Annotated in this window: 17 protein-coding genes; 16 read left to right on the forward strand and 1 reads right to left on the reverse strand. The window is 37.2% G+C overall.

Annotation, left to right across the window (positions count from 1 at the left end; all coding sequences use genetic code 11):
• The first annotated feature begins 1,058 nt into the window (after positions 1-1,058).
• From A6733_RS08790 to A6733_RS02925, 14 genes are all read left to right on the forward strand, one after another.
• The gene (locus A6733_RS08790; RefSeq protein WP_176695528.1) at positions 1,059-1,199 is read left to right on the forward strand and encodes a hypothetical protein; all 141 of its coding nucleotides are present in this window, start codon (positions 1,059-1,061) and stop codon (positions 1,197-1,199) included.
• Between the two features lie 1,708 nt (positions 1,200-2,907).
• Positions 2,908-3,651 carry a hypothetical protein gene (locus A6733_RS02860; RefSeq protein ID WP_092411196.1) on the forward strand — a complete coding sequence of 248 codons (744 nt, stop codon included), beginning with the start codon at positions 2,908-2,910 and terminating at the stop codon, positions 3,649-3,651.
• Positions 3,652-5,078: 1,427 nt separating this feature from the next.
• Positions 5,079-5,270: a hypothetical protein gene (locus tag A6733_RS02865; RefSeq protein WP_092411195.1), complete on the forward strand. Its 192-nt coding sequence runs from the start codon at positions 5,079-5,081 to the stop codon at positions 5,268-5,270.
• A gap of 3,803 nt (positions 5,271-9,073) precedes the next feature.
• On the forward strand, positions 9,074-9,793 hold the full coding sequence (locus tag A6733_RS02875; protein WP_092411606.1) for a hypothetical protein: 720 nt from the start codon (positions 9,074-9,076) through the stop codon (positions 9,791-9,793).
• Between the two features lie 2,232 nt (positions 9,794-12,025).
• The gene (locus A6733_RS08795) at positions 12,026-12,193 is read left to right on the forward strand and encodes a hypothetical protein (protein WP_176696758.1); all 168 of its coding nucleotides are present in this window, start codon (positions 12,026-12,028) and stop codon (positions 12,191-12,193) included.
• Between the two features lie 50 nt (positions 12,194-12,243).
• Positions 12,244-12,741 (forward strand): hypothetical protein, encoded by a 498-nt coding sequence (locus A6733_RS02880; RefSeq protein WP_092411607.1) that lies wholly within the window; start codon positions 12,244-12,246, stop codon positions 12,739-12,741.
• A 963-nt stretch (positions 12,742-13,704) separates the two neighbouring features.
• On the forward strand, positions 13,705-14,430 hold the full coding sequence (locus A6733_RS02890; RefSeq protein ID WP_092411609.1) for a hypothetical protein: 726 nt from the start codon (positions 13,705-13,707) through the stop codon (positions 14,428-14,430).
• Positions 14,431-15,428: 998 nt separating this feature from the next.
• Positions 15,429-16,166, forward strand: coding sequence for a hypothetical protein (locus A6733_RS02895; protein WP_092460370.1), 738 nt, complete (start codon positions 15,429-15,431; stop codon positions 16,164-16,166).
• A gap of 556 nt (positions 16,167-16,722) precedes the next feature.
• Positions 16,723-17,025, forward strand: coding sequence for a hypothetical protein (locus A6733_RS02900; protein ID WP_092411636.1), 303 nt, complete (start codon positions 16,723-16,725; stop codon positions 17,023-17,025).
• A 25-nt stretch (positions 17,026-17,050) separates the two neighbouring features.
• Positions 17,051-17,278, forward strand: coding sequence for a hypothetical protein (locus A6733_RS02905; RefSeq protein WP_092411635.1), 228 nt, complete (start codon positions 17,051-17,053; stop codon positions 17,276-17,278).
• A 918-nt stretch (positions 17,279-18,196) separates the two neighbouring features.
• The gene (locus tag A6733_RS02910) at positions 18,197-18,979 is read left to right on the forward strand and encodes a hypothetical protein (protein ID WP_092460372.1); all 783 of its coding nucleotides are present in this window, start codon (positions 18,197-18,199) and stop codon (positions 18,977-18,979) included.
• Between the two features lie 759 nt (positions 18,980-19,738).
• Positions 19,739-19,963 (forward strand): hypothetical protein, encoded by a 225-nt coding sequence (locus tag A6733_RS02915; protein WP_092411633.1) that lies wholly within the window; start codon positions 19,739-19,741, stop codon positions 19,961-19,963.
• On the forward strand, positions 19,960-20,148 hold the full coding sequence (locus A6733_RS02920; protein ID WP_092460374.1) for a hypothetical protein: 189 nt from the start codon (positions 19,960-19,962) through the stop codon (positions 20,146-20,148). The genes A6733_RS02915 and A6733_RS02920 overlap by 4 nt, the downstream gene beginning before the upstream one ends.
• Before the next feature lie 1,176 nt (positions 20,149-21,324).
• Positions 21,325-22,050, forward strand: a complete 726-nt coding sequence (locus A6733_RS02925; protein WP_092460376.1) for a hypothetical protein — start codon at positions 21,325-21,327, stop codon at positions 22,048-22,050.
• Positions 22,051-22,246: 196 nt separating this feature from the next.
• Here the strand turns inward: A6733_RS02925 and A6733_RS02930 are convergent, their stop codons facing one another.
• Positions 22,247-22,729: a hypothetical protein gene (locus tag A6733_RS02930; RefSeq protein WP_092460378.1), complete on the reverse strand. Its 483-nt coding sequence runs from the start codon at positions 22,727-22,729 to the stop codon at positions 22,247-22,249.
• Positions 22,730-24,278: 1,549 nt separating this feature from the next.
• Between A6733_RS02930 and A6733_RS02935 the strand changes: the two genes are divergently transcribed.
• Together A6733_RS02935 and A6733_RS08800 are read left to right on the forward strand one after the other, a co-directional pair.
• Positions 24,279-24,992, forward strand: coding sequence for a hypothetical protein (locus A6733_RS02935; RefSeq protein WP_092460380.1), 714 nt, complete (start codon positions 24,279-24,281; stop codon positions 24,990-24,992).
• 1,654 nt (positions 24,993-26,646) lie between these two features.
• A complete protein-coding gene (locus tag A6733_RS08800; protein WP_176695663.1) occupies positions 26,647-26,823 on the forward strand; it encodes a hypothetical protein in 177 nt (58 codons plus the stop codon).
• The last annotated feature ends 138 nt before the right edge of the window (positions 26,824-26,961 follow it).

Genomic DNA, 26,961 nt, shown 5'->3' on the forward strand with positions numbered 1-26,961 from the left:
AACTGCACACCAAAAATAAATTTCATGCGTTCTTCATGGAATAAAAAAACTAATAACCACTCTGCAAAAAACAACTAAAAATCTAACTATACACAGCAGTAATATTGGTTTATTTGTCTATATAAAATCAATATCATAATAAAAATAATAAATATGTGCTACCAAAATTTAGTGCGCAATAATATATTGTTGCTCCTGATGGGATGATTAAAATAAAAAAATAGTGGATCATATTTAACTGTACAAGAAATACAAACTTCACGTAGATTTTCCCTTAGGCGAAGTTACACATAAATGTAAGCTGCCTTACGGATGGTTGCACTTAAGCAGATTGGGTAAGTTTGCCATGCCGTTCACATTAAAAGGAAAGGGTAATGCGTTTAGGCTATGACATGTCTTCCAGTTAGCAAAGTACAAACAAATATGGGCATACTGGTCATGTACAAAATACTAAAACAAAAACAACCAATTTTCTTACAGTGTAATGAAATTTTAAACAAACATCACCGGCACTAAGAACTAACATGTTTTTGTTATTGTTACTTATAAGATATGATACTTGAAGTCTATCAAAAAATCCTAAAGTAGAGGGTAAATTGTACGAATAATAAAGAGTAAGGTAATTTTACTGAGCTATTTAACTAGTACTTCCATCATTCCACTATTGTACTGTAAATAACCTCATGTACAAACATCTATACTTACTCATCATTTACTATCGCAATAATAAAAAGTTGATATAAATAATATTTTTTCATCTTTACCATGACCCTTACTTGTACAAATGTTTTGATATCTTGTCAGTCATTGGTACCAAAGTAAAATAACAACAGTAATGGAGAGTAATTGTACGTATGACAGGATAACACGAGGTGTTACTGATAGTAGAAGTAGCAGCAGTGATTCGGAAGCTGTGAATCTACTGCTAGTAGAGTAAATAGCTCTCCCCTTGGGGCTTGTCGGTCAAGATAAGGATGAAAGTGGCAAATCAGAAAGTGGTTGTAGGTCCAGCAGAAGCTCTTCAATGTACCCAGGCCATGTTGGTCTAATGTAATTAGGTGCAAGACCTCAGAAAAATAACAGAGGTAAAAGAAGAAAAGGAGGGGAGTAATCCTGCCAATAAGGGTGTTGTATGGAATAAAAGATACAGAAGTGGGGCGAGACTTTATAAAGGTAAGGACACAACAACTTGCCGCTGAAAAGGCTGCTAAGGAGTGAGGTAGGTGTTGCCGCTATAATCAGCTACAATAATAGCAGTAAGAATAGTAGGAACAGGACATAAGGGTGGGCATGGGACAGGTTGTGATCAACCCCATATAAGAAAAGCTGAAACCCACTATGATAATTTTTTTAGTACAGGTGAATTTATTGTAATAATTTCATCATTTATGTCATTTACTGCAATTTTTCCTACGGCTTATTAATCCTTGAAGACCACTATAAGTAGTCTGCTCAATAACAGGGTTTCGTGAAATGCTCCTAGGATTTTTCAGTTGTTTTTACGGCCTCGTTATCTTTTTAGCCATGCTTACAGGTACTTATCTAGCGAAGATAGAACGGCCTGAGGCGATTGCATTTGTTTATGTAATGATGGAGAAAAAAGACATCATCGTATCAAATAGGGAGAAAGTTTTTTGATTTTTGCCAAACTCTCTCACTTATTGTAGGAATAATTGCAGACCAATTTATCGCCCTTAATTGGCTGCACAAAAATGTCCTTGATGAACTGTCACTATCCTTCAGAATAGTGAGGGATATCTGTGCATAGTCATACCTTCTAGCCTGAAAAATATTGTTGAAAAAAGATTACACAAATGCACAAACTATCCCAATAGGACGAAAAATCATCCTAATTTATAAACTCACTAAAAATCTTGTGGTGCCCATATGAGTGAGTAAAATTTACTATCAACACAATCTAGAGCAATGCACACATCCTATGCAGGATCAAAGCCAGCACTAGCAATTTATCATCCTAACTAGTGCTAATTGTAACTCCTATAATGGTAATCACTTCAAGTAGAAACAAAATATACAGAATAGAAAATTAACAATAGTAAATAGAATAGATCGAGGGGCAGCAAAACCTTAAGCAAAAGTTGCACAAGACAAAGAATTTTTGCGCCTAGAAGATAGATGCTAATGTTTCTACTTAAAGGCTACTGCTTACAGTGAAGAGCGACCGCAGTTTATCATGTACAATAGAAAGAAATCATTCGGACTTAAAAGCAGTGAGAAAAAAAGAAGGTCCAAGATGAAGGCTTGGCATTGACAAAACCCATGATTGCAAAAAATAGTCAGGAAAGAGGAACATCTTAATCTTGATGTAGGATATTCTGTCTCAGGTTTTTTTAGTCTTCTCCTCAACTACAAATCTTCTGGTTTATGATTGTTATATAAAATAAACAAAGAAACTATACCCAGATTTAGAGCAATAGACAAAAACCTCTCCCGTCTCATACAAACATTCAAGAAAATGAAACTTTAAATGATATTGATACTAATAACTAACCTAACACGTTTTTATTATTTATAAGATATATGAAAGCCCAACCAAAAATCCTAATATAGCAATGCATCACAATAGATATAACCCTAAAAAGCAATATGACTTTACTACGGTTGCTATAGTGTTTAATCAGTACTATAACTTAACTATTGTACTGGAATATCCATATATACAAACTATGTAGCTACTAACTACTTTCTTACTTATTGGTTACTATAACAATAAAAAGTTCGTATGAATAATATCTTTTCATCTTTAGCATGAACAGGCATGGGTGGTTCTCCCGATTGGTGTTTGCTTACTTGCCAATCATTGCAATCATTGCGTTGGTATCAGAGTGGAAGGACAAACCAAGGTAGAAGAGCAAGAAATATAGAAGAACAACGATAAAGGTTATTATGTCTGACAAAAGAATATATGGTGCTTCAGGTGGTGATAGTAGTTCAGAAGCCGATGAACCTATTACCGGTGGAGACAAGTCTCCACTTGGAGCAATAGGTCAAGAGGATGAAGGTAAGGCTGGAAAATCAGAGGGTAAAGCTGGTGGTAGTAGTGGATCCGGCGCGTCATTAGCAAGTCCTGGTGGCCCTGGATCATCTAGGGAATTGGGTGCAAGGCAGAAAGTAAGACACGAGGAAGGTAAGGGAAAACATCGGAAGAAAAAAGATGCTATATGGCAAAACCCTACCCGAAAATCAGCAAAATCTTTGAGAGGTCAAGGGCAGTTTCTCGCCGCTGTTAAAAGTGAGGGAAGTACCGCCCCAGCTAAGCAGGATACAAGAGGTACAATAGTGCTGGTGAGATTAGAAGGCCCCAGAAGTCGTGGTAGGCCAGAAGGTACTGCTCATCGTCGATCCGTTGGCAGAAGAACTGTCACCGATCCTACGACTTGGGGTATAACTGAAGTAGCTATGCAGTTTTTTGTCTTTGTTCCATCTCTTTTAGTTTTTATTTACGATTTACTAACCCTTGAGAGAACCGATAAGAGCTCCTCAAACCAAGCGTCTGGCTTTATAACCAGGCTTGGGTGGGGAAAACTAGTAAGATACGCATTAATTAATTTGGTTATCTTATTAGTCTTGTTAGCTATGCTTTTAGGTGTTATGTCGGGTAGAAGTACAGGTAAAAATAAGAAACCCTGAGGAAAGCTGTGTTCTATAATGCTGGAAGAAGGCATTGTTTGTATACAGTTGGGAACTTTTTTTGTGATCTTTGCCCACTATATCCCTTGTAAAATCCGTGCAGGAAATCTGTAGGCTGTGTTTGATTGTACAGGTTGTCCTCAATAGAGGAATGTCGCGCACTAATTTCTCCTGAATTACGCAGGTTTGCTGTGCTATGGCGAAGAACTATTGGAAGCATGTAAAAAAATCGTCTGGTTAAATCCTCAGAGACCGTAGAGCTATAGGATAGGGAATGTAGCCAGATAACTAGTAACAGGCAAATTATTTTTGGGTCGTAGTGATAAATCAGCAGAATATTTTAAATTACACTATATGGTAAGGTCTGCTCTCAACAACCGAAACATATGCGAATAAAGTAGGTATTGGTGCGTGGGATAGGATGTGTGTGGTATCGTGCCGGCATCATGATATTCACAATATACGCTGGTTATCATGATTCTTGGTCTCAAGCGCCTGGGTACCTAAGTGCAATTAGCAGCTGCTGCGATCAATCAAGGTCGTATTATCTTTCTCTGGATCAAAACAAGACAAATAGATATCATCTGCCAATGTAGATCCAGACCTTGATCAACATCGCCCAGTATATGGGGCAAAACTGTCTTAATCACCTAACTATACAAGATATACAAGAAAGTCAGATTTCGTGCAGCTTTTCCCTTAGGAAAGGTTAGGAACAAATATAAATTGCTTATGTATAACTAAGCCTCAGCATACTGAACTTACAAAACACTAAAACAATCGCCTTTAATCCTATACTATATTTACAGGTACCACCATCCATCTACCATACGGTGCTTGAGAGAATAGAATTTTAAATGGTATTGGCCCAAGGACTAACACGTTCTTTATTTTATAAGATGGATAAAGTTTATCAAAATCAAAAAATCTTCTCTAATGTAGTAACACTAATGGAATAGATCCGTGTAATCATAAAAAAACAAGGTGATTTTACTACGGCACTTACTAGCACCTTAACTATTGTGTCGTAGATACCCTTATATCCTCATATAAAAACTATTTACACTTATTTACTATCACAAATAACAATAAAATTGTGATATTAATAATATAGTTACAACAATATAAAAGTTCATATAGATAATACTTTTGAGTGCTCTTTTCCACAGTGTTTGGTACTTCGTGTCATCGCATCAAAGTAAAAAAAAACAATAACGAAGGAGATTGTGTGTCTGATAGGGTAACACGGGGTGTTTCGGATAGTACAGTAGCAATGATTCAGGATCTGGTGGTCTACTAGTGAAGTAAGTAGCTCTCCCCTTTGGGGTAGTCAATCAAGATAGGAATGGGAGTAACAAATCAGAAGATGATAGTAAGCAACGAAGTCCATTCGCCAACCATCATCAATGCTGAATCAAGGGCATTGGGTGCAAGACCCAAAGGAAGATCAGGAGAAAAAGAAGACGAGACTTAATAAAGGTGAGGAGCAAAAACGTGCTGTTTATAAAATTTCTAAGGCTGCTATTGAAGGCAAAAAAGAGAGGTGCCGATACACGTCCGTTACAACAGCAGTGAGAGTGGTAGAAAGGGGCCATAGAAGTAGAACGTGGACCAGATAGTAGTCATTAAATCCAATAAGAAAAGAACTAGCACCAATGGTGTTATTTTTGTTGTATTTTAAGTAGCTACAGCAATTTCAATGTTTGGAGGATCTCTTGTAGTTTTTGTTTATTATTTATTAAGCTTTGATAATTACAGTACTTCCAGCTCAATAACAGGGTTTGAGCAATTGCGACTCATAAGATAGCAATTGGTGTTTTTGCGGTCTTGTTAGTATTATTCACTATACCTATAGGCACCCATAGAAGTAGACGTAGGAGTTAGGAAAATCTGAGGGAAAAGCCGTGCATTCTGTGATGGCGTAAGCATCGATGGCAGAGGCATTGACATTATCCATACGAGGGATATTTTACGTGGTCTTTGCCATCTTATCTACCTTGTTAGGTATCCTTTCTTAGATAAATATGTGCAGGCCTATAGCCTATACCTGACTGTAAGAAAGTGTCCCTAGCTTATCCTTTCACTGAGTAGCTAATTCCTCCAGAATTATGTGAGGTAGCTTTGCCACAACCAGAACTACTAGCACCAAAAAATGTTTCAAACGCTTCTGTTTCTATTAATGTCTCAACTTGGTCTTACTTGAGCCAAATATCATTGGCAGAATAGGTTTCAATACTCTTGCGTAAAAATGAAGATCAGATCACAAAAACCTCCTATAACTGTGCTCTATCTCCCAATCTCTTAGTCAACAATTGCAAATCACTCCTATCATCCTTGGACATGACATCTTCTATAAATATTATTGGAAAACAATTATAATTATGAAAACTACCTAAATGGGATAAAAAAATCATCTTAATTCATAAACTAACTAAAAATCTTGTGCTACCCATATGAATAAAATTGACCATTAGCACAATCCAAAGTAATACACACATCCTCCACAGAATCAAAATCAGCATAAATAATTTTGCGTCCTCATTAGCGTTGATTGTGACTCTTACAATCATATACGCTTCAAGTGGAAACAAAAGATATAAAAGAGAAGATGGACAATAGCAAAATGTATGTGCTAACTGATTTATAAATGAAAAAAGTACTGCGAACACCGTAACTTTATTTACTACAAAATACGCTCTGTGTGCTATGTACACAAGCGAGCACTCTTTCTGGAGGATCCTAAGAAGGGTATGTGCTATATGCATATATGATCCTCAAAGATAACTATTCCTTAGTAGATAATCATTACAGAGATTAACAACCGGCTCTTTGATTATAAATAATGATGGGTACTATATAAAAATAACAACATTTACCAAATTCCTCTTTTATAAAAAGAGAACAATTGTATTACTAGTTTCTATACTAACATATGATCTGCACGCTTGATCTGCACACTTATGTAAAGTGCAAAAATTTTATCATATGCCAGCCAGTTCTTGCAGCGTTACAGATAAGTTATTTACTGTAATAAAAGTAAAAAAACTGGCAGTATCGTAGTTGTCTTACCAATATCTTAAGCAGACATACCACTCTATTTAAAATAATAGCACGGTAAATATGATGGCATCTCATTGACATAAAAATGAGACTCCTCTGTATCTAAAATAGCATGCAATACCTAGGATATAGGTACTTCGGAGAGTGGTAAAGTTAATTTTAGTAAAACTACTTATTACACTTAAAAATGCAAAGATAACACTTTAAGCAAAATAAGATTTTTGTGGAAAGAAGAAACTCAACTGCTTGCGATGTAACATATTAAAGTAATTATGCAAAATAATATGTCAACCCACTACACTAAAAATACTACTATGCACCAATTCATTACCTAGTAAATTAATAATTTACAAATTAGGCAACAAAAAAATAGATACAAAAAAGCAATAATAATAATGTATGTAACAACCAAATAAGAAAGACGTAATATGAGAGTAAAAGCAAAATTACTAACTGCTTCTATAAACAAATGTAATAAAAAATATCAATGCCCTTCAAATCCTATAGAAATATAAAAGCTCAGCATCACACCAAAACACAGGATAAATGTTAGGCCCAAAATATGAAGTAAAAACAATATAAAACATGATCATGATGATCTTGGATTAAAGTACATGCTTTTACCATCCATAACATATTTGCCAACTCAAGATCTTTGTTTTTTATGATTTAATTCAAATTAATATATAACAGTTGCAATAACTCAGATTAGTAGGAAAAATATGATTAATTCAAATACTTCTTTACCTATCATCTATAATGAGCATCTCTCTTTAAGCAAATACTACCTTTTTATAAGACGTCATATAAATAATTTAAAAAAACAATGCCAAAATCAACGCCATGTTTTAGATTACAAATGTCTAATTTTGCACGTAAAATCAGGTCCTCTTTACGTAACGCAGCATTTATAAAATTATACATAGATACAAATGGGATAACTACATTTGCAAGTAAAACGCAATTACTTATCTATAAATTGTAACTGTACTACTATCAACTATAAATATTGCAAAACATTTTATAATGACATTAAAAATAGTGCATACGATAGATGATTTTACAATTTTATAGTGGTAATAATTTAACCGTCACTATCATCAAAAAACTATATCCAAATAAAAAATATAGAAAGAATACCCAAAATAAGGAATGTAACATCTCATTGATTAACAATGAAAGAAGAAAAGAACAAAAAAATCTCTCAGATATCAGAAACAAAAACTTACCTCTGAGAAAATGAACATAGGTACAACTATGGACTGCATGACATATCTTTTTCATCCACTGCTCTGGTAAAACACGTTCTATTGAGTTAAAACACCCATCTCAAATTGAACATCACCTACTTACAACTTCGTATAGGAATTGACTTCGGTAATTGCACACTCCAAGATGCTACTCCTCCAATCGCAACAATGTATTTGATATTAATTTTAGGATTAGTAGTAGTAGTTTTTTAAATTTAACTTTTATAATAATAAACATGATCTAAAAAAGTACCTGCTACAACTTGCATACTGCCTGCCACCATACCACCGCACCATAGAAGTAAAACTACTAGCTATCTCATAGTAAGTAAAAACGAAGGCCTTTAAGTACAATTAGGTCACTACTAAAACTTATACTATTACAATAAGTTAACTAAAAAGTTACCCCTATGTTGCTCGCCACTACCATAAAACGATAATAATATATTAATTATTAGCTCAGAAAATTTTTCTATGGATCAAAAAAATATAAATAAATTGTGTGGCTAATAATAAATAACCATGCACATTACTCGGTGCCATCTGCCATCTATCTATGCAATAACCTCTTAATTAATATCTATATAATTAAACCTAATTCAATCAACATAATGTTTAACAGGATGTAGTTACCTGGATATAGTTGCCTTATTCTGCAAAAGAATTTTATTAAATACAAAACTTACAAAACTAAAAACCACTAAAATTATTTTTATATTTACTACATATTTACTATTTATATTAAATAAATCTAACAAGTGTAAGCAACACTTACATAACCATACATTTACAGTTCAATGCATCCAGTATGTAATAGTAATTACTAAATAGCCTAAGTTTGTTATGATATACCATTATATAGATTTCACTGTTATGGATATTACTACATATGAAGAATCACTATAAAAGTAAAAAATATCACAGAAATAATAGTTATTTACACATTACACTGGACAGTGCCGGCATCGTGTAAGACCGATATCAGCATGAAATGACGCGAGGCAAGATAAGATAGCAATTTATCAATGTAGCAATGTAGTATTATAGTACGTACCATTAAAATAAAATGCGGTTTCCATCCAATATCAAAAATAACATAGGGATGTAATATCATGTCCGACAGAAGAGTACGTGGCACTCCAGAAGCTGGAAGAGATTCAGGGACTGATCAACCTAGTGACAGTTCGGGTGAATCTACTCTTGGAGCGGTAGGACAGGAAGCAGGGTCAGCTGGAGGTTCAGGGATAACGGGTAGCGGTAGTCATGGTGGGGGGGCATTAACTTCCCCATCTTCCTCAAGTAAAAAAGAGGATGCGGGTCTTGGTGCGCGCCCTAGAGCAGTAGGGGGGGGAAGAAAGTCAGGAAAAGGTGGGGGAAAGTCAGGTAGAAGTGGAGATGATGTGTGGAGTAACAGAGGAAGAAAATCGGCGAAAACCCTTAGAGGTAGGGGGCAAGAGCTGCGTGCCAGAAGAGACGCCACCCAAAGAGCAGCTGAAGCTTGTTCTGTCAGAAGCGAACCCCCAACTTCTTCAAGTCTGAGTATGGTTCATCATGATTTAGACCCTCACGATGAGTGTGCTGAAAATGATCCGTGTGTTAGTTTTATGTCAAGGTTACTTCTACTGTTCCTACCAATAGGAGCACTTTTGCTTTCTGATCTCTCGCGAGATTGGGATAATAGTGCTGTCAGTACTATTACTGGACATAGTAGAGAAGAAGCCCTCAATTGGGCGGTTTCATTCGCAGTAGCATTTACTTGTTTTGTTTCGGTTTTTGTTGTTGTTTTGTTAAGAATAATGTGTGCAGGAGAAAATAGAGGAAGGCGCAGGTAGAAAAAGGGGTTGCTCATACTCTTTTTACTCTCAGGCACAAAGTGAGGTCTATCGGTCACATTCTTGTATCCGCCTTGGGTGCCGGAACTGTATGCGGGAAAAAGATAGATATATGAGATGAAATCGGCTTCCAGAAAAGGAAGAGTATTATTTTGTGGAGCAATGGCAAGCAAAGGTTAGAAATAGTTTGCGGAGACCAAAAGCAAGGATTGTCTTTGTCTGACTGTAAATAGGTACCAAAATCCCGTCTGTGTCTCCTACAACGCAACAGCGATAGTAATAGTATTCATCTAGATTGCATGAATGGTAAGAGAACAACTCAAGGTACAAATATTGGTTAGTGTAGAAGCGCTTCATGATGCACTCAGAAACAATTATTAAAAAAAGAGCATGTACTCTCCGTGGTCCATAAATGGTATAAACGATTATTTGGTTAAGGAGATCTCGTCAGTTATTGTTTCTTTTAACCATAATTTCTCAAGATAATGCAGTACTAGATACGGGATCGTTCTCTATTTGGTAGAAACCCCTGGATTGTGCAATTTACATCATAGCAATAGCAGCGTGATTGAATTTGTTATAGCAAATCATGTGGCACTCAAAATGTATCATTGATGTAAAACCAAGCTCTGCACCATACAGAAATCAATGAATTTTTGGGAAATAGCAGTAATATGTTGTCGCAATCTATCTTGGTACGCTAGCCGGCCTCCGCTCCGGTATAGGTCAGAAATTAAATACTAAAACGAAAGTACAATAAAGAAAAGAAGAGTAAATGGAAACAACGTAATAAAAAATGTTACTATACGTGGCATAATCATATAATAAAATCAGCAATATCTTTTAACGACCAGGAACAAAGCCTAGCCGCTCTGTATTAAAGAAGTTAACACCACACGCATAGACTCAACGTTCTGCTATGCTAGGGTAGTAACGCTATGCACATATCTTAGATATAATTATTACTAGGTAGCGTAATCAACGACGCAGTAAAAAACTGGTGGGTAGTGTGCGCATAATGCGCTATAGCATAATTACTGTTATGTTAGTCTCTACGTGGTTTTTGACAGTTTTCATTTTTAATTTTGTTATACTCGAGGAACTCCAGTTCACTCCTAGCAGAATAGTCATGTTTAACTCTCGAAAACGCAATATTTGGTTTTTTAGCTTTAAGCCCATCAGTGGTAACATAAATGCCTACACTACCCTCTCTACAAAGTAAAGAGAAATAATCTGAAAGGGAATATAGTATGAAAGAGAAGATAGGTAGCAAAACGTATGCGTTGATCGAGCTAAATCATGAATGAAAAAGAACCAATAGGCACAGTGAATTTTATTTGCCTCACACATACGCCTTGTATATATAACAATAGCAGATTCTAAATAAGCTTCACCCCCTTATGTGAAGGGGGGGGGATTGTGTTTTTAAGTGTTGCAGTAATTATATGGCCCTAATTTGGCCAACACACTTCCAACAATTATAAAATCATCAATAAAATTGTCATAAATGTCTACAGAAAAAGACTAAGCCATTTCCCAAACACCCTCACCCCCAAAAATGTTTCAAACACTTTGTGGCATCAAAAAATTCATCCTGATTAATAAGCTTATTACTACTGTCTACTACTGTTACAATCCAAACCAATACTCATACACTATAGGTATCAAAAATATCTTAATTATCAACTACGCACTAAAACCAAATTCCGAGAGTATTTTTACTTAAAGGAATAAAAAAGCTAAAACTTTGCAATGCAAAAAACAAAAATCCTAAAGTTATAACTACATACTGAAGTGTATTTTACAATACTAGCCCATTGGGTTTGAAAAAAAACAACCAGATTTTACTGATTAATATTAATACAAAATAAATGTTTCTTCGGGTGAGAATTATTTAATTTTTTTAACCTACAAAAACTGCACATTAAATATAAAAAAGATCTACCTCTCTAACATGTAGCACCTTGCATGCATAAAATCTGTGAATTTATAATATGGATGTAACATAGGGAGGTTCTGTCACATACCAGCTAGTACTTACACTATTATTGATACTTCTATACGTAAAATTACTCATTATTTATCGTAACTAAAGTAGAAAAGTTAGCAGAAATATTATTGCCTTACCAGTAAATTTTGGCCTACGACCTCGCTGTTTGGATGATTCTACAATAGGTGTAAGAATGTGCCATTAGCATTAGGAACGATAAATATGAAATGGGGCAACTCTCTATGTCTGATAAAGGAATATATGGTGCTTCAGGTAGTGACAGTGGTTCAGAAATTGATGAGCCTAACAGTGATATAAATAAACCTTCCCTTGGGGCAGTCGGTCGGGATAATGAGTATGAAAAATTAGAAAAAAAGGTGGTGGTTATTCGTCAGGTGGTAGGTCCTTAACTGCCCCCGATGGCCCCAGATTGTCCCATGAGTTGGGTACAAAACCAAAAGTGAGAGGCCCAAAAGGTAAGATAGGAAGTCATGACAATAAAAGGGATGATATATGGAGCAACCCTGCCCGAAAATCAGCCAGATCTTTGAAGGGTAAGGGGCAGACTGTGGCTGCTACTAGGAGATGTACCCCTCGAACGGAACAACAGCATGCATCAGTAGCAATAAGAGTAACTGGTATAGGTCCAAGGAAAGCGCGTGGTCCAGGCTGTGATTCAATCACCACCAAGAAAAGAGCCGGATATTCTGATATTAGTTTATGTGAGGTAATTTCAGTAATTTCAGTGTTTACTTCGGTTTTCACAATTTTAGCTTTCGATTTATTAACACTTGAAGACTCTAACACGGCGTCTGGAAAAATAACAGGTCTTTCAAGGAGATACCTAGCATCCACAGCACCTGCTCTTTTCATGAGCTTGATAATATTGTTAGCACTACTTCTAAGTATTCTATCACTTGGTAATAGGAGAAAATCTCAACGGGAAGATGGGTGGTAATAGTGTGTATGTTGTATCGGGAGAGTAGTGTTTTTGTTTTATGCGTAGGTGCTTTGTGTGTGCTGTGCACAAGCAACGACAACTACCTTCTTATGGATAGCTGTGTGGCTGTAAATCATCATATACGTAGGAATGTTAGAGGCAGAAAATTCGAGGTCCTTTTTGGGTTCTTAGCTCTGTGAGAGGGAGAACCCCCTCAAATTTACAGCTTATCTGTCTCATTCTAAATTTGTGGGATCTACACCAAAATAACATGCTTTACCTAATTCCTATTTTACGCATATCGGTTGGTTTCACTTTGAAGTTCTGGTTAAACGTGTGATGAAGACTTGTGAAAGTTCAAAATTAGAGTAACTATGGTAGATGGCTTCCCAGCAACGCGGATCTGTTAGTTTTAAAAAAAGCGTCTAAAAAAATTGATAATTTAGTTAATGTTACTATCAGCATAACCCAAATTAGCGAGCACGCAAACTCGGATCAAAAACATCTTACTATTTTGCATACAAAATTAAGTTTCGTGCGTTTTTACTTCCGTACTGCATGCTATAGCAACAACTGACTTACTGGGTTGAGTTTAAAAAATTATAAAAATGGATGGAGGTGGGTTTTATTTAACATAAAATCAATAATTTTTTAGATAAGAATTGGTTACCCTTATTGACCTTGCTAACAACACACCGTGGGACGTGTCCTGCACAAAACAAAACTATTAAGCTATGACGGATACAAGGTTCTATCATGTATCAGTTAGTACTTACACTACTATAAGTAACTCTACATATGCTGTACTACTATACATGATTTACTTATTGTTTATCACAATGAAAGTAAAAAGTTGGCAGCTGTATTATTGACTTGCCAGTAGCATGGATTCATATTATTCACTGCTCAGATGGTACTGCAGCGGGTGTGGAATGTGCCGTCGTTTAATTAAAAAATAAACATGAAATGGGGTGGCTCTCTATGTCTGATAAAAGAATATATGGTACTTCGGGTGGTAGCAGTAGTTCGGAAACTGATGGTCCTGGTGATGATGGACGTGGATCTCCCCTTGGAGCAGTCGATCAGGGTACTGATGAAGCTGCAAAATCGGAGGGAACAGGTGGTAGTGGTGGTGGGGTATCAGGTAGATCACTAACTGCTGCCTCTGGCGGCTTAGGATCGTCTCAAGGATTAGGCGCAAGACCAAAAGCAAGAGACAAGGGAAGTAAGGGGGGAGGTGGTAGCAAAAAAGGAGATGATATATGGAGCAACCCTACCCGAAAGTCAGCTAGGTCCTTAAGGGGTAGAGGACAGGCTATGGCTGCTGCCAGATGGTCTCCACATAGTCATAAACAAGTAAAACAACCACCGAGAGTAGCAGCTGTCGGTCCAAGGAGGTCTCATGGTCCAGGTAGTGATTCGAGGACCAAGAAGAAAGATGAAAATTCTGCTGGTGTTGTAGTATTTAAAGGTGTGCTTGGTGCGTTCCTGGTATCGTTGTTAGGTATGTCTGTTGCTGCAGTTTTAATTTACGATCTGTTAACACTTGAAAGATCTGACGAGCATGGGAAATTAACCGGGCTTACAAGGAGCCAATTCACATGCGTGTTACCTGGTGCTTTAATGGGCGCTTTTTTTGTTTTGGTGGTGTTTATAGGTCTTCTATCATCTAAGAATAGGAAAAAATCTCAACGAGAAGAAGAATAAGTATGTGTTGTGTTGGGAACATGGTGTTTTTATTTTGTGTGTAGGTGCTATTATATGTGTTCTGTGTACGAATAACAGCAGTGCTATCATATCGAGGGACGTCATATATCGTGTATATAGGAACATTGGGAGCAGTTCTTTGGACATTGTCCTTAGTAGATAGTAGAAAAACCCTAACGCAGGTTTATAGATATGCCCGATACTGCTGTATGCAGTTCGTTCTGAGTCTGTAGGACTCACGTCAAAATGGTGGACCTTGCCTAATTTCCATTTTATGTGAGTTGTTTAGTCGTGTTTTGAAGTTCTGTTGGGACGTATGGTGAAACTCTAAATTAGGGCGATTGTGCTAAATCACTTCCAGGCAACACGGATCTATTAGTTTAGGAAAAGGTACTTAAAAAATTTGGTTAAAGGTTACGCTATAGACTACTATAGAACAGTCAAAGTTTTCCTCCCAATCCATAAAGTCATTGCTGCTAGTTGCATACGAAAGCTAAGTTTCCGTTTCGTGCGCCTTACTTCTTTACTTATACCGCATTCTATAATAACGCTATAACAGTTAACTTACTGAGTTTAAAAAATTATAAAATATGGCTGGAGATGGATTTTATTTAACATAGAATTCAGTAATCTTTTAGATAAGAATGGTTACCTTTATTGGCCTTGCTGACAACACAAAAAAAGCGCAAAAACACGTCCGCCCGCACCCTCCATCGTGGGAAGATCCTGCAAAAATAAAACCTATACTATACTACCAAACTACAAACGGGTATAAAGTTCTATCACGTATCAGTTAGTACTTACACCACTATAGATAACTCCACATCTACACACAATTTACCATTTATCATAATGAAAGTAAAAAGTTAGCAGCAATATTATTGCCTTACCAGTAGAATGCTCTGTTCGCTGCTCGAATGGTACTGGAGCTAATGTGCGGTGTGTCGTCACAAGTCACAATTTAGTTAAACAATAAGCGAAAAGTAGGGTGGTACTCTATGTCTGATAAAAGAATATATGGCGCTTCAGGTGGTAACAGTGGTAGTAGTTCAGAAATTGATGGTCCTGACGATGGTGGAAGTGAATCTCACCTTGGAGCGGTCGGTCAGGATACCAAATATGAAGATGAAGAACCAGAGAAAGGATGTGGTGGTGCTGCTGGTAAATCAGGTAGGGCCTTAGCTGCCTCCGGTGGCTCCGGATTGTATGAAGTGTTGGGTGCGACACCAAAAGCAAGGGGTAGAGGAGATAGAGGTGGTCCTAGCAGAGGGAAGGGTGATATATGGAGCAACCCTACCCGAAGGTCGGCTAGGTCTTTGAAAGGTAGGGGGCAGGCTGTGGCTGCTGCTAGAGAGTACCCGCCTGTTCGTGAACAAAAGGAAAACATAGTAGTGGCAGTGAGAGTGTCTGGTGCCGGTCCGAGGGTGTATCGTGGTCCAGGTTGTGATTCACACAAAGCCAAGAAAAAAACCGGGAGTTCTGGTGTTATAATGTTTGATAGTTTACGTGATTCGTTATTGGCAGCGTTACTGGGCATGTCTCTTTTTACGCTTTTCGTTTACGATTTATTAATACTTGAAAGATCTGACGAATGCGGGAAAGTAACCGGGCTTACAAGGACACAATTAGCTTGCACAGTGACTGGTGCTTTCATGGGTTCTTTTTTTATGTTGGCGGTGTTTGCAAGTCTTCTATCATCTAGGAATAGGAAAAAATCTCAGCAAGAAGATGAATAGTGGTGAAATGTATGTGTTTGTTGTGGGGCATGGTGTTTCTGTTTTTTTGTGTAGATGGATTTCATATGCGGGGCGTGTACAAGCAGTAGCGGTACCATTATATTATATGCTAAAACTATCGACTTACTGAGTTTAAAAATTATAAAAATAACTGGGTCTCAACTGGGTCTCTTTAGTAATTTGGATAAGACAAGAACAAGAATTGTTTAATCTAATCCACACTGACAGCATAGAATAAATGTTAAAAAATGACACCGTATGTTGTTAAGTTAAATATCTTACATAAAACATATGAATATATCAATTTTTAATAGAGATAATGTACAAGGTTCTATAATTACAGTTAGTACTTGTACTTGTACTATCATCGATACTCCTATACCTACACATAAATTACTTATTATTTGTCATAACGAGAGAAAAAAAATCAGCATAAATATTATTAACTTATCATTAATTTTGACCTACGTATATCGTTGCTCTAGTGATAGCATGTCCGGCATAAGAGGATGTATCACAAAATTAAGAACAATAAACATGAAAGAGGTTGCTCTCTGTGTCTGATAAAAAAATATATGGCACTTCAGTTAGTAGCAGTGATTCAGAAACTGATGAGTCCGACAGTGGTAGAAATAAATCTCCCCCTGAGGCAGTCTGCCAGGATGCTGGATCCGAAAAATCAGAAAAAAAAGGTGGTGATGGTTCGTCGGGTAGATCCTTACTTGCCTCTAATGACTCCTACAGATCTGTTCAGGAATTGGGTTCAAAACCAAAAACAAGAGGCAAAGTAGGTAAAGGGAAAGGTCATAAACAAGAAAAAAGATTGTGTATGGAGCAACCCTGCCCGAAAATCAGCTAAATCTTTTAAAGGTAGAGGGCAGACTGTGTCCGCTGCTAGAGAATCTCCCCCTCCCCATGAGCAAAAAGAACCGTCAGTAGCAATAAAAGTGGTCGGTGTCGGTCCGAGAAGAACTCGTGGTCCAGGTTCTAATCCAGTCACCATCAAGAAAAGATCAGAAGGCACTGATATTAGGTTGTGTGATATGCTGTCGGTATCATTGGTAATTGTGTTGGTTTTTGCAGTTTTAGTTTACGATTTTATTAACACTTGAGGACTCTGATACGACGTCTGGAGAGGACTCTAATGCCGCCGCGGCATTTGGTAGAATAACCGGGTTTTCGAGATTATTCCTCGCATCCATAGCACCTAATGTTTTCATAGTCTTGTTAATGTTATCAGCGCTGTTTGTAGGTGTTATATCCTCCAGGAGGAGGAAATCCAAACGAGAAGATGAGCAATAGTATAATCATGTGTTGTAGTAGGGGCATAGGAATATAGGGGGTGGTTTTTGGAATCTTTGGTAGAAGAATCCTCAAAAAGCTGTCCCGTCTCTAGTTCATTCTAGATTTGTCTATGGTATTTACATTAAAATAGCAACCTTTTCCTGGTTTATATTTTATGTAGATTGGTTGGTTTGTATTTTTAAGTTCTGTCGAAATGCACGGCAAGGCCCCAAATTAGGGCGATAATGCTAAATATCTGCCCGACAATAGTGCCTGTTAGTTTCAAAAAGTGTCTGAGAAATTTAGTCATTCCTAATTTATGAAGTCATTACTAGTATGGCCCAAATTAGTCGTCACACAAACACAGAACAAAGAAACACTACTACCCCACACCCATCCAACTTACTGAGTTTAAAAATTACAAAAACGACTAACTTCTATTTAAAGTAGGACCTAATTTCCTAGATAAGGTTAATTTTCCTTTTATTGCCCTATGCTAACGACACAAAAAAATGTAAAAATATCTGCAATATCTCTATCATGGAGCGTCTTGCATAAAATCTTATGAAGCTTTAACAGAAACACGATTCTATCACGTACCACAGTTAGTATTTATTATCGACAGCTATATATCTATAGTTTATAGCTATTTTGGCAAATATAAGTAAAAAAATTGGCAGAAGTATTATTGCCTTACCAGTAAATTTGTACATGTGTGTCTCGTTGCTCGAATGGTGCTACAACGGGTGTGGGGTGTTCCTTTAGTTAAGAACAATAAATATGAAATAGGGTGGCTGTCTATGTCTGATAAGAGAATATATGGTACTTCGGGTAGTAACAGTAGTTCGGAAACTGATGATCCTGACAATGATGAAAGTAAATCTCCCCTTGGAGCAGTCGGTCAGGATGCTGGAGCTGCAAAATCAGGAGAAAAATCTGAAAAGGGTAGCGGTGGTAGATCATTAGCTTCCGCTTCCGGCGGGTCCGGGTTGTCTCATGAATTAGGTGCAAAACCAAAAGGAAGAGGAGGTAGAGGAGATCCTGGCAAGGGAAAGAGTGATATATGGAGCAATCCTGCCAGAAGATCAGCTAGATCTTTGAAAGGTAGAGGACAGGCTATGGCTGCCGCTAGAGGATATCCCCTTACTCAAGAAAAAGAAAAACCTATAGTAGCAGTAAGGGTAGGAGGCGTAGGCCCCAGGAAGGTGCGTGGTCCAGGTTCTGATACACCCATCATCAAGAAAAAAGAGGGGCGTATTGAGCCTACTTTATCTGATATGTTCCCAGCATCATTATTGGCTGTGTTGATTTTTGCAGTTTTAGTTTACGATTTATTAACACTGGAAGGCTCTGGCACGGCATCTGAGAGGGACTCCAACCCCGTGTGTGGGAAAATAACCGGGTTTTCAAGGATACATCTCGCATATGCAGTACCCGTTCTTTTTATGTTGATGTTTTTGCTATCAGCACTTTTTATAAGTATTGTGTCATCTGAAGGTAGTAAAAGATCTAAACGGGAAGATGAATAATGGTGGGGTGTATGCATTGCTTTGAAAGGCAGCGTTTTTATTATCCGTGTAGGAATGGCTCTTTCTTATTCGTAGCGCTCTGTTTAGATTAGCAATCTGCGCTTTTGGTAATGGGATTTGCAGGGCTTGCGTAAAAATGGCAACTTTACCTGGTCCTTGTTTTGTGCTAACTGGCTTGCATTCTGGATGGACAAGCTACCAACCACTCATACAAACCACAACTCAGCACAAGAGTTTTATCGCTATTTTACACAAATCATCACATTAATCTTATATAAACAATTGTCTTGTATTAATAATATTTATTATGCCAAAAACAAAAAATTTAGCATGAATAATGCTCCTTAAACTCTATTATTGGTACAACGATATTTGCCGTGTTTGGTGTATGCGCAACATAAACATTGCTGATAATAATAATTGGGGGGGTTATCGTGTCTGATAAAAGAGTATACGGCACTGTGCAGGTTATGGTAGCAGTTCAGAAACTGACGAACTTGGTAATAACAGGGAAGAATCCACCCTTGTAGGAGTAAGTCAGGATACTAAAGGTAAAAGCAAAAAAACAGAAAAGAAAAGTGGCAGTGTCGGTAGTTCTGGTGTAGTAGGACTGAGTGCGTCATTAAAAAGTCCCAGCAGCTCTGGATTAGGTGAAAATTTAGGTGCAAGACCAAAAGTAAAGCATGGAGGAAAAGGAAGAAAATCAAATAGGAAAGATGATGATATATGGCATAACCCACCCGAAAATCAGCAAAGGCTTTGAAAGGTCAGGGACAAAATCTCGCTGCTACTCAAGAATGTGGAGATAACAATGAGGGAGAAGAACATGCTGATTTGAGCGCACTGAGATTAGGAATAGGCCCACGAAGTAAGCTTGGTAAAAGTAGAGTAAGAGAGCCTGGCAAAATTGTCTCTGGGGGTATGTCGCGTTCAGAATTTAGGGGTAACATGCTACTTTTTTTTGTATTATCTTGCCCGTATTGATAATACTTTTTAGTGACATCTCACGGGGCAGTATTGGTAAATCAGATGGTGAAAGTGCTAGCCTTGCTGATAAAACTAGGTATGTTGGTTTTTGGGTTGTAGCTTTATTTGTAGCTTTTGGTTTCTGGCTGATGTTTAATTTTGGAAATGTTGGGGATAGGAAGTTTAGAAGAAGAAACAAGTAGAAAGTTAAGTGTACTTGTTGTTGCCGCCAATGCGTACAAATACAACAATAGAAATAGGAAGTGTGCGATTCGTGATTTTATACTGTGGGCTATTTGATTGTGTGTCTGTGGTGCTGTTCAATAAATAGTAGAATGGGATTTTCCTGGTGTTCATGAATATTATCGTGCCACACAAAAAGTATAGAAAATAATGCATCAGTGAATTTCGAGATTTATTATATTCAGTCACACTTTCACACTTGTCTGTTCTGATGGTAAAGATTGTATTGCTTCAGACAGTAGGATAAGTAATTAAAAAAATCGGCAAGACTCGAGACTAGAGTAGTAAAAATTACCTCCTTGGAATGTTAAATCAAGATAGGTGAAAAAATAATAAGGGAAGGTGTTAAATTGGTGTTGTCTCTGTTAAAAGGGGTGGATTTGCCTCTTTGGCCAATCAATTATCTAAAAAATCAGGTGCGATAATCGAAGTAAAGCCTAAATAAAACTAAGGAAAAACAGGCAAAAAAGGTGTAATGTAAGGAATACTTCTACCACAAAGCTGGCGGGATCATCTTTGAAAGCCTAGGAGAAAAAACTTGCTGCCTCTAAGAAATATCAACACATATAGCTAAATTTTGATTTGGATGTATGATTGCGGTCCTTTGTAGTCTCATCTGTTTATTCTATTACACAATAGCTGCATAAATATCCATGGTAGAATGATGAATTATACTGGACGGTAAACTTATTAAAACATAAACCTTATTTATGAGAAAAACAACTATCAGCAACCATTTTCATAGTAAATAGAGTCATAGCAGAATAAAATCAATATTTTTTCTGCTGCTAATATAACATTGGTAAGAGTAGAAATTTATTTTCGCCTACGTTAGCCATAGTAACATCACTAGCAAAACTAGCTTCTACAATATTAGCAAAATATCAACCGCTCATGTAATCACAACACACTATAAGAATTTTACTATCTTACACAAATTCTCACATTAATCTTACATGAGTAATCGTCTTGTTCTTGTATTAATACTATTTGTTATACCAAGAGCAAAAAATTTGGTATAAATAATTATTTTTGAACTCTATTATGCGTATAGGTGTGGTTGCTACGTTTAGTGTTTTAGTGTACGCATAACGTAGGCATTTCTTTCTTACAATAATCATAAAAATGGGGCCAGCATGTCTGATAAAAGAGTATACGGCGCTACAGGTGGTGATAGTAGTTCAGAAACTGACGAACTTAGTAACAGTGAAGAGAAATCCGCCCTTGGGAAAGTTGGTCAGAATACTGGAAGTAAAAACAAAGTACTAGGGAATAGAAGCGGCAGTAGTTCTAGTGTGGGGGCATCATTGATGGGTCCCAACGGCTCTGAGTTAGGTAAAGATTTAGGTGCAAGACCAAAAGTAAAACACCATGACCGTGGAGGAAAGGGAAAAAGATCGGATAATAAAGGGGGTGATATATGGCATAACCCTACCCGAAAATCAGCAAAGTCTTTTAGAGGTCAGGGGCAAGCTCTCGCTGCTGCTAGAGGAGGATGTGGAAATAGAGGCGAAGGGGAAGACCTTTCAGGTTTGGTGGTAGTGAGAATGGATGGCCCACGAAGTAGGCTTGGCGCAGGCAGAACTAGAGAGCCAGGCAAAGTCTCTCCTGATATGCCTCAAGCACAATTCAGAAGAGGTATGTTTTTCGTGTTAGCGCTATCTTGTCCGGTATTGTCGATACTTTTTAGTGACATCTTAAGGGGCAGTATCGGTGGGTCAGGTGGTAGAAATGCTACCCTTGTCGATAAGACCAAATATTTGGTTTTTTGCTTTATGGTTTTATTCGTGGCTTATTTGTTCTGGCTGGTACTTAATTTTGGAAGAATCGGGGACGGGAGATTCAGAAGGAGAAATAAATAGAAAGTTGAATATGGTTATTTGTTGCCATCAACATATGCAGTATGGGTAGAAATGTATTGTATAATTCGTGGTTTGGTACTGTCAGTTGTTTGGTCGTGCCCCTGTGACGGTTGGTTGATAAACAAAATATGGTTTTTATTGGTGTTCGTGGGTATTACCTACCGTGCTGCAAACAGAAGTATGAAAGATAGAATGATCAATGCTTTCTCAAGCTCATTAAAACGGCAGGTGCTATGGACGCTAGGTGTCGTCTTGGAAGTCCGGTTATTTTCCCAAACGCCTTGGAGCCAAGCGTCAATAAATCGTAGATTAAAACAGTGGAAATAGACATAACTACTGACATTACCGAAAGCACCTCACACAAACTAATATCAGAACCATCGCCGGCTCTTTTCTTGGACTTATGCCAGCCACTCTTTTTGCTAGAATTAACCATGTCTCCTCTGCTTCTTGATTTTGGTTTTGCACCTAATTCCCGAGACAATCTGTAGCTACCGGAGATGGTTAAGGACTTTCCATATGACGCACCACCACCATCACTTTTTTCTGATTTTCCAGATTTAATATTCTGACTGACAGCTCCCAGGAGAGATTCATCTCCACTATCATCAAGCCCATCGATCTCTGAAACACTACTGCTATTACTATCTGAAGCACCATATATTCTTCCACCAGACATAGAGAATCACCCTCTTTGATGTACTGTCATCAACACAACGGCGCACCATCATACACATTGTATGACTATCAGAGCAACGAAACTGCGCAGATTAGAGCACAGATCAGCTAGATCGCTCTGTCCCAGAGCTACTGATAAGGCAACAATACTACTGTCAACTTTTTTACTTTTATTACGAAAAAATAATAGGTAATTCTACGCATAGAGATATCAAATAGTATAGGTACTAACTGATATGGGGCATAACTTACTTATACCTTATCCATGAGAGTGAATTGTTATGTACAGATAAATTAAATGAGAGAAATTATATGTCCTGATGAAGACATAGTGTATTTCTTCAGGTGATTATGATTCATAAACCACTTAAAGTAATAAATAGGGGTAAGCAACCCTCCTCTTAGTGGAGTAGATCAGGATGAGTTTAGGGAAGCAAGAGATATTATGCCTCCAGTTTTAACACGTCGTCCTATGAAAAAAGTGGTACTGGTGGTATTGAGCTTTAGCTTTCGATTCCAGTGAGACAAAAAACACCAGGGAGAGAATAATTAGCAGAAGCTGCAACAACGGAGCAATAACGACAAGCTTTTTGTAAAGGGGAGATTACCTATTGCTGATGCTTGAATATCCTATCTGCCGACGGACCAGCAGAGTAGATATTTCCACTCAGGCTGTCTTTGCGGTTGTTGTCAGTCACATGTTTCTTCTCTACCTATGCATCCGACTGACTGTGTGATCGCCTATAGGCAAAGCAGCAAATCAGCTATTTCAATCGGGTTGACACCTAAGGCCAATAATTCAGTCTTAACGGTCATGTGTGTGATATTGTATGTTTCATTACACTTATGAAAATACGTAGAAGAAGGGTTGCTTGGTGAAATTCACTTAGAACACAGGGAGCAGCACAGTAGGAGATAATAGGATGGACAAAGGGGAAACGAGTGATAAGTAAAATTCTAGATTTGTTAGTGGAGTATTAAGAATTTGGATAGATTATTTAATGTCTTACTCTAGTAAAGAATATGTGCTTAGTCGTCCAGTCGTTGGACTACAACAGCTCGTCTTTTTTGTGTATGCACCATTGTTGATAAATTTGGGTAATTTCGCTTTATATGGATTATATAAAATTGCAAATTAAGAATTATTCAAAATAAGGTGCATCTTTATGTTTAGTCAAACGTAACTTGACGTTATGAAAAATATATTAAGATTGATATTTGCTATAAATACCAAGCTCTTGGTCAGTGTATGTATAATAGGAGAGTATGAGTAACATTTTAGATAGTGACAGAGATGAGTCAGAAGCTGACGAAGTTAATGTTATTTATTCACGGTCGATGTGCGGACTTGGATTGAGGCTAGTCGATCAAGATTAGGATAAAATGGCAGGGTGGTGATGGTAGGCTTACATAAAAGTATAAAGATCATCGGTAGCATTACTGTTGTCTTGCTGGTATCTCGGGGGGGCGTGCCTCTTGCATGTAACAATGTCACAGTAGGTGTATGAAGTTGTCCCATTAATACTAAAACAATAAACGGGGTTAGTTATATGTCTGATAAAAGAATATACGGTGCTTCAGGTGATAGTAGTTCAGAAGCCGATGAACCTGCTGCTGGTGGGGGTGAATATCCACTGGGAGCGGTAGGTCAAGATGATAAGGGTGGAAAATCGGAGGGTAAAGATGGCAGTCACAGATCGAGTGTGCCATTAACAAATCCTAGTGGCTCTGGACCATCACAGGGATTGGGTGCAAAGCCAAAAGTAAAACAAAGGGGGGATAAGGAAAGACCTGGCAAGAAAGGAGGTGACATATGGCGTAACCCTACCAGAAAATCAGCGAGATCTCTGAGAGGCAAAGGGCAAGCTTTAGCTGCTGCTAGGGGCTATGGTCATGATTACGATACAGAGGATGATCGTCCTTCAACTTCAGAAGCAGTAAGTAGGCTTGGCAAGGGGCCAAGATGTAAGTTTGGACCAGGTAAAGCAGAGGCTCTCAGGCCAAAACATCACCAAGGTGATGATGATAGTACCGATTATTTGTGTACTTTTGTGACATTGGCCGTAGCATTTTCTTCAATTGCAGTTTTTTTCTTTTTTGACTTCTTAGAAAGTTGGACTTCTGGGTCGGAATATAATCCTAGAACTGGATTAAGGGGGAGTTTTTCTTTTTCCGCTACTGTAGGACTCTCCATGGCGCTTATTCTGATCTTTATATCGATTTGTGCAATTTTATCAGGAACACGTAGAAGTAAGAAGAGTTGAGAATGCGATAATAAGATGAGGGAGCGTCTGTTTATGTTTGTTGTTGGCGAAACATTTACAAGATGTATGTTTGTAAACTGTCAATGAACACCTAAGGCGACGCAGTCGTCTTGCCCAAGAATCGCATTCATAATAAACTGCAGGCCAAGGTACGACTTCACACAGTTTTTCTTTTATGTAACTATATGTTGACGAACGTCAATGTAGGTAATGATTGAAAATCACTGATACATGCAGGAGTAACAATAGCACAAGGTCATCTATTTCCTTGTCAGGCAGAATGCAGCACGTAAAAAGCCGGGATTATATCATGTATAGGGCATTTGTAAGATCTTTTTTAGGTATCTATTGACTTATTTCTGAGAGCTTGTATGTAGTTATAAAAATACGCGACAAATTCAAAAGATCTCTAGTTTAACGTATAGAGTACCTTGCGCGAAATTATGCAGCTACTATGGCAAGGCTACGCTTGGTTGTATATCATAAAAAACTTCCTATCATGTATGCTACAAAACTATTTACCATTTATCGCAATAAAAAATTAACAGTAACATTGTTGTCTTTCCGACATAACAGGTGCTCTATCAAGTAGTGAAAAAAGACATGAAAGATAAGATAGATAACGATAGAACTTATGTATTGATAAATTTAAGAATGAAAAAATATTGGAATCGTATTACGAGATTTATTTGCTACATTGGTACGCTTTGGTGTGCTGCGTGCAGCTAATAACAAGTCATAGAGAAAAATGCACGTAGCAAAGTATGATGCAAGTAACTACCGCTCCAGGGCTATTCTTTTGGGACTTCAGTAAAAAAATCCACGCGCACGACCCTAGACTCTCTTATTGAGAAAGCGCAGATTTCAAGTGAGCAACCATTACTTAATTCTTACCCTATGCTAAAAAAATTGGCTAATCGTATTTCTAGGAACTACCGTATACATATGCATATATGTATAATAAAATCTTAATTTCTAATCATGATACTTCCAACAATCAAAAATGAAACTGCCATTAATAATAGCTAGAATGATAACAAATCACTGCCCAATAACACAGAGTAACTCACATCCCAAAAATATTTAAAATATTCCACGCAATTAAAAAATTCATTCTTCATAAAATTATCACTAACTTAATATAAATAAATATCAAATACTATAATTGAGCAAAAACACTTCCCTTACTAATTACACACTAAAACCTAATTACATCTAATGTTACATTTCAAAAAATAAAAGTACCAACTACTACAGTACATACGGTGCAAAGAATTACCAATAATTATTACTAAGTACTGAAATAAAATCAATAACTTTTCATATTTAATAAATTTCGGCTTAATCTTTATATGAGCAACATATAATAAATGTAAAAGGAACTACTTTCCCTACTATGGGACGTGCTCTATGCAATCTATACAGTGTAATCAGGTATAGGACTTTGTCACCCATAAGACAATACTTACACTATCATAGATACCACTGTACATGAGCTACTCTATACAATTCACCTACTTTCTACCGATTCGTTATCGAAATAAAAGTGAAGAAGTTAGCAGCAATGTTGTCCGTCTTATCAGGTGCCTCATGTATGATACTCCCTAGCTACTCGAACCGGTGCTACAGTAGGTGATATGTAGGTCCAGTTAGCATGAAAATAGTAACGGAGGATGTTTCCTCTATGTCTGGTAAAAGTATATACGGCACTTCGGGTGATAATAACAGTTCGGAACCTAATGCTGGTGGAGATAAATCTCCTCTTGAAGTGGTAGGTCAGGATACCAAGGGAGAAAATAGAGAAATTAATTTATTAAATTTAAACTATTAAGATGATAATTAATTGATTTTAATTGTATTGTTAAATTATATGGATAACGCGTAATAAACGTAAAACTATCTACCTACCCTGCTTTGTAATATATTGCATGCAGTCCATACAGCTATAGTTATGTATAGGATTTTATCA

Source organism: Candidatus Ichthyocystis sparus, assembly GCF_900078745.1.
Lineage (GTDB): Bacteria > Pseudomonadota > Gammaproteobacteria > Burkholderiales > 2013Ark19i > Ichthyocystis > Ichthyocystis sparus.